This is a genomic window from Kitasatospora sp. NPDC056273 (assembly GCF_042268845.1).
Taxonomy (GTDB): Bacteria; Actinomycetota; Actinomycetes; order Streptomycetales; family Streptomycetaceae; genus Kitasatospora.
In genome coordinates this window covers 1-5,727 of sequence record NZ_JBHJSJ010000010.1, presented here as the reverse complement: position 1 = coordinate 5,727, position 5,727 = coordinate 1, and the positions used below count along the sequence as shown (strand labels likewise).

At 71.0% G+C, this 5,727-nt stretch carries 4 protein-coding genes and 1 pseudogene; 3 read left to right on the top strand and 2 right to left on the bottom strand.

Annotated features, from left to right (window positions below; all coding sequences use genetic code 11):
* Together ACFCY1_RS11830 and ACFCY1_RS11825 are read right to left on the bottom strand one after the other, a co-directional pair.
* Window positions 1–1,904, bottom strand: a pseudogene (locus ACFCY1_RS11830) (hypothetical protein); the annotation flags it as partial.
* Window positions 1,905–2,369: 465 nt separating this feature from the next.
* Entirely contained in the window at window positions 2,370–2,735 is a 366-nt protein-coding gene (locus tag ACFCY1_RS11825) for a trypco2 family protein (RefSeq protein WP_375874368.1), read from the bottom strand.
* A 960-nt stretch (window positions 2,736–3,695) separates the two neighbouring features.
* Between ACFCY1_RS11825 and ACFCY1_RS11820 the strand changes: the two genes are divergently transcribed.
* From ACFCY1_RS11820 to ACFCY1_RS11810, 3 genes are all read left to right on the top strand, one after another.
* On the top strand, window positions 3,696–3,950 hold the full coding sequence (locus ACFCY1_RS11820) for a hypothetical protein (RefSeq protein WP_375874367.1): 255 nt from the start codon (window positions 3,696–3,698) through the stop codon (window positions 3,948–3,950).
* Between the two features lie 130 nt (window positions 3,951–4,080).
* Window positions 4,081–5,172, top strand: coding sequence for a helix-turn-helix domain-containing protein (locus ACFCY1_RS11815; RefSeq protein ID WP_375874366.1), 1,092 nt, complete (start codon window positions 4,081–4,083; stop codon window positions 5,170–5,172).
* Window positions 5,173–5,311: 139 nt separating this feature from the next.
* Window positions 5,312–5,602, top strand: a complete 291-nt coding sequence (locus ACFCY1_RS11810) for a hypothetical protein (RefSeq protein ID WP_375874365.1) — start codon at window positions 5,312–5,314, stop codon at window positions 5,600–5,602.
* The last annotated feature ends 125 nt before the right edge of the window (window positions 5,603–5,727 follow it).

Sequence of the window (5,727 nt, the reverse complement as noted above, 5' to 3'; positions counted from 1 at the left end):
GGCAGGTGGGCGTCGGGGTTGGTTTCGGCGAGGGCGCGACGGATGGCAACGGCCTCCTGAATGACAGCCAAGCCCTCTCCTGGCCGACCGGCATCGTTGAGTCGGACGGAGAGGTTGTTGAGGGAGGTGGCGAGGTTTGGCAGGTAGGCCTCGGGGTTGGTCTCGGCGAGAGTGCGGTAGTGGGTGGTGATGGTGTGGGCGAGGCGAGCTGCAGTGGTGGCAAGGCGGTGGCTGGCCTTGGGGAGTTGAAAGTAAATCGCCCTGAGATCGTCGAAGGGGGTGTCGGCGCGGGCGGTGATGGTGTCGAGGGCGGCGATAAGGGGGGCCGGGTGGTCGGTGCGGGTGACGGTGTTGATGATGTGCGCGGTGAGAGTCTCGTAGTGACGGATGCAGAGTTCGGTGAGCTGTTTGCCGAGCCGGTGGAGGGCGGGATGGGCGGCGGCGCGGGTGTAGACGGTGAGGAGCTGCCTGCTCTGGGTGTCGTCGGAGCCGTGGAGGAGGTCGTCAGCAAGGTCCGGCCTGTCGATGAGCGTGTTGCCGGTGTGGCGTTCGGCGAGACGGTCGGGCTGAAAGGCGCCCCAAGGCGCTTCGCCTGTCTGGGTTGGTGTTGCGGGGTAGAGGGCGGCTAGCCAGGCGGTGACCTGGTCGCGGCGGTCGCGGGGCTGGTCGGCTAGCGCGGGCAGGCGTTGCCACAGCCGGTCGGCGTGTTCGCGGTCGACGGCGCCGGTGAGGTGGGCGGCGGCGAGCGCGGTCTCCAGGGTGCTCCTGCTGAGGGCGGGGGCGAGGCTGCGGGCAGCGGCGCCGCTGTGCCAGTAGCGGGCTTCATGGCCGAGCAGCCGGTCCTCGACGTCCTGCACGTCCTCGTCCCCAGTGTGGTTAGTGGGTTCGGTCCGTGCGGTGTCGAGGAGGTCGGCGAGGACGGTCATGTGGAGGGTGAGCGCGTTGCCGTAGGCGTCGTCCCGATCCAGTTGCCGTGGTGGTCGCAGGGCTGCGGCGGCCACCGTCCAGTCATGTCCGGCCATGTCTGGAACGGTCGGCAGCGCGGTGGCGAGGGCGTGGGCGGCGTCGCGGTAGTGGCCGGCACGCAGTTCGGGGTCGTCCTCCAGGGGCGTGAGGCGGCGCGTGCGGGCGGTGGCGAGGAGGTCCTCGGCCTGCCGGCTTCCCGCCTGGGCCTGCTGCCACCAGTCCCCTGCGGTGCGGGCCAGGAGCAGGAGCTTGAAGGGGCTGGTGCCGGGGTGTTCGGCGGCGGCCTCAACGAGGGCGCCGAGTTGGTTGGGGCGGGTCTCGGCGTAGTCGAGGACGACCAGCAGCGGCTTCGCCGCCCGTCGGACCTCCAGCAGCTGATCGGGACGGGCGCCAGCCCGCGGCCACAGCACCGTCCAGCCCTGGGCTGTGAGTTGCCGGCCGAGGTGGCGGGCGAGGCGGGTCTTGCCCTGGCCTCCGGGGCCGTGCAGCAGCCACGCCCCGAACCCGCCCGGTCGGCACCACGCCCGCAGTTCGGCGAGCAGGTCCTCGCGGCCGTGGAAGGGAACGGTCTGCCGCCCGGCTTCCAGCAGTGCCGCCGGTGTCACCGGGGCGCGTCGGACGGCGGTATGGACGGTGGGGTCGGCGATGTCCTGGAACTCCACCGCCTCTAGCCCGGTCTCCGGGCCGCCGCCGTGCTCGGTGAGGGCGGTGCGGAAGTCGGGGTCGTGGTGGAGGACGTAGGAGGGGACGACGTTGAGCCGGCCGTGAGCGGAGTTCGCGTGGTCGGAGGCGACGACGCCGGTGAGGTAGCGGTCGCAGAACACCGCCGCCCCCGACAGGCCGCCCCACGGCGACGTCCCGTCGCCCGGCCACCCGGCGACGGGGGTGCGCAGGTCCATGACGTACTGATTGCCGACGAAGCCGCTGCCCGGGTTCACCTCACCGTGCAGGTGTGAAGCCTCGGTGGGGTGGTCGGGGCGTTGGGCCTCGTCGGGGACACCCCATGTCTCACATGGAGTGCCGGGGCGGGTGGTGTCCGGTCGCCCCCACTGAACGGGAGTGGTGGGTGGCTGCCAGTGTGGGGAGTCGTCGACGAGGACGAGCGCGGCGTCGTCACGCTCGCCGGCTGCGCCGGCCCATGCCACCTTCCCGCCCGCCGTGCCGCTCCCGCCCGGGTGAAACACGTGGACGCTGGTTCCGGCCGGGCCGGTGACATGCGCGGAGGTCAGCACCAGCCGGCCGCCGACCGCATATCCCGACCCCGACCCACCCGCCCCGGTCACCGCCGCAAGACGCCCTTGCTCCATCCCGGACCCCCACCCGCCCTACTCGCCCTTCCGCCTGCCACCCGGTCGCTGCTCCCAGACCCTGGTGCTGTCCGGGACCAGAAACAGCCCGAGGCCCTATTCGATGCGCCCGGAGGTGTCACCGGGCCCGACCGGGCGCTCCTGCGCAGAGCTGACGAGGAGGTCGCCGCCGTCGAGCCGCTTCGGGGTGAGGGTGAAGGAGACCCGATGGGTGCGAGCGCGGGAGACGCCGGCTTCGGTCTCGGCGCCGACTGCCCAGAGTTTGAAGCCGGCCTTCGCCGTCGCGTCGGCACGCAGCTCGACCTCGAACTCCATCTCCACTGGCCCCACCGCGAACACCACTCCCGGACCAGCCCCGACCCGTGCCGCCGCCTCGATCAGTTCGTCGCGTACCGCCGCGACTGCGTCCGCCAGCGGAACCCTCATCCGTATCCACCCCTTGAACACCTGACCTGCGGTCATGTCGATGCGGACACCGTAGGGCCCGCAGAGCGGTCTGCGCAGGCGAAGGCCGACTTTGGCCAGGCGGGCCCACCGGCCCCGAAGTCAGACGGCTGATCGGCCCGGTTGGCCGCTACGCGCAGATGGCCAGCGTCTCGGTCACCGGCGTCTTCTCGGCTTGGGATGTGCCGAGAGGCAGGTCCGGCAGAGCTCGGACGAGCCCAGCCGCGCTCATCCGAGTTCGCGTAGGAAGCGACGCCGACCGGCCGAGGCGTGTGGCGGGGGTTTGCCGGTCGGCGGCGGTCCGTCGATCTGGGCACGGAACTCCTGCTCGGCGTCGTCGGGTCGGGCCCGGGGACGTCCCTCGGCCGCCCAGAGCCGCGCGGCAGACCTGCCCCCGGCGCTTGCCCTCCTACTCCCTGGATTCCAGCTCTCGGGCCGGCGCCGTGAGGAGGAGCTCAGGCACATCTCTGGAGGCTCGGGCACGATCGCCTGGTCGGTCTCCTTCACCCGCCTGCTTGTCTCGCCCCTCCGCATCGTGTGATCTACACCACCATAGTTCCGGAATATTCTGCTCCGGTCATTTGCATCTGCAACCGGGGGGATTGCAAAGGATCGTCAATCTTGCGTTCGAACATTGGACCGCAAGGTCAAATTCCAGGACTCGGAGGGCAATCCCTGACGCTGACCCGACGCGAATCCGCGCATCCCTGATCGGATCTGCACGCCTATGCGCCACCATGCGGGCATCCACTGATAGTTACTGCGCACGACACCCCTGCGACCAGCGCCCCTAAAGGTGACGAGTCCCCGTCAGTCCCGCCATTCCCATCGACTCCCGCAATCGGCCAGAAAAGGGCCCTTTGATGCAAGTGGTCTTCGGGCGCGCCGAGTTAGCGGTACCGTTCTCCGCACAGCAAAAGAACGGCCCCGGCCTTGGTGTCGGAAACCGCTGGCCGGGGCCCGGAGCGAGGAGTGCGTGTGCACAACTACGCCCTCACGGGGCTGCCTGCTAGCCGACCCGTGATCGCCACCGAACCTACCAGTCACCCGCGGCTGTCGCGCGGGTTCGTTTACTGGGACGTATCGGTCTCCCTCGGCTCGGTGACCGCAGCCGTCACCGTGCCCATGGCATGTGCCAACGCGGTGCCGTGGTGGCTGCTCGCCGGACTCGGCGCGCTGATCACTGCCGCCGGTCAGGCTCGATTCCGCTACCGGCACCTGCGCCTGCAGTAGGCACCGTCCCGGCAGGGGTAGGCCCGCATGCTCTGGCACACCCCTGCCGGGCGCCCCGGGCGGACCGCCGACGCGGTCCGCCCCTGAGGGCGGAAATGCCGCCGGACGAGGGAGAAAAGGGCAATCAGAGATGACGACATGGGTGACCGCGACGTGCGCGCTGGAATCGTGCGGACGGGCGTTCCAGCGGCCGGTGCGCGCGGGGCGGCCGAAGCAGTACCACACGACGAAGTGCCAGAAGCGGGCGCAGCGGCTGCGCGACAAGGGTCGGGCCGCTGTGCGGCGAACCGCCCAGGACGCCGGCGGGTGGGGGCAGTTGGTGGCGGAGGACGTGCACGCGGCGGCGGGCAGGCTGCTGGACGCGCAGTCGCGTCAGGCGCCGCTGGTGGTGCTGGTGGCACGTGCGCGGGAGCTTCGCGGCGAGGTCGACCACTACGCCGCGGCGGTGGTGCACGATGCGCACCGCGGCGGTGCGTCGTGGTCGGAGATCGGGGCGGCCCTGGGGGTCGAGGCGGATTCGGCTCGGCGTCGGTGGGCCCCGCAGCAGGTGGAGCAGCAGCTGGTTCGCCGCCGGGGTCGGCAGGCGGCGGCCGAGCCTGGCGGGAGTGGCCCTGTGCCGGGGGAGGTGGCTGTGCGTGCGCCGGGGCCCCGGTATGCGGACCATCTGGCGGCGGCGCTGACCGTGCTGCAGGTGGGTAGCGAGGTGAGTCTTCAGGCCGCGGCGGAGCAGGCTGGGTGTTCGGCGTCGTACGTGTCGAGGATTCTGGCTGGGGACCGGGTGCCGACGTGGCCGATCCTGCAGACGCTCGTGGAGGCGTTCGGGGGCGATCCGCGGTCGGTGCGGATGCTGTGGGAGTTGGCTCAGGGCATCGTGTTGCCGGGTCGGGTGTCGCTGGCGGTGGCCGCCGACCGGGTGCTGTGGGCGCTTCGTGGCCTGCATCTGGCGGCCGGCGAGCTGCCGGTGGAGCGGGTGTGCGCGCGGGCGCCGGGGCTGACGGAGAAGCTGGTGCGGTCGGTGCTGGGGTTCGAGACGGTGCCGGACTGGCCTGTGGTCAGTGCCTTGGCCACGGCGTTGGGCGGGCGCCCGGCGGACCTTCGTCCGTGCTGGGAGCAGCTGCACTACGCCGTGCTGGTGGAGTTGGTGCACGGGGGCTTCGGGCGGGCCGGCGGTTTCGAGCGCGCGGCCGTGCCGGAGGGGGAGGCGAGTCATGGTTGGGAGTGATGAGGTGCTGGATGCGTTTGTCCTGCGGCACCGGGGCCCGTACTGGAGGTATGCCGTGTCCCGGTTGGGGTCGGCTCCTGGTGCCCAGCAGGCAGTTGATCGGGTGGTGGTGAGGCTGGCGGCGGATTGGCCTCGTCTGGTGCGGGAGCAGAATCTGTCGGCTGTCGTGTGGGCGCTGGTGCGCGAGGAGGTGTCAGCGCGCTGTGAGGGGCGGCATGGTGCGCAGGAGGCGGACGCGTTGCACCGCCTGTTGCCGAGCGCCGCTGCCGATGCCGCTGTGTTGCACTACCGGTTGGGGATGCAGCTGACGGAGGCGGCGGACCTGATGGGCGTTGAGCCGTCGACGGCGGCCGGCTTGGTCCTTGCGGCCGAGAGGAGTCTGCCGCGGGCGGTGGGGGGGCGGCTCGCCTTCCGTTCGGCGGGTACGTGAGCCAGGCCTGGTCCGTGAGACCGGCGCGAAGGGGGTGGGGCCGTTTATAGACCCACGCCCACCCCAACGGCAAACAGGCCAAAAAATAAAGGCCCGGAGAAAGAAAACAAACCCGCGATCATAAT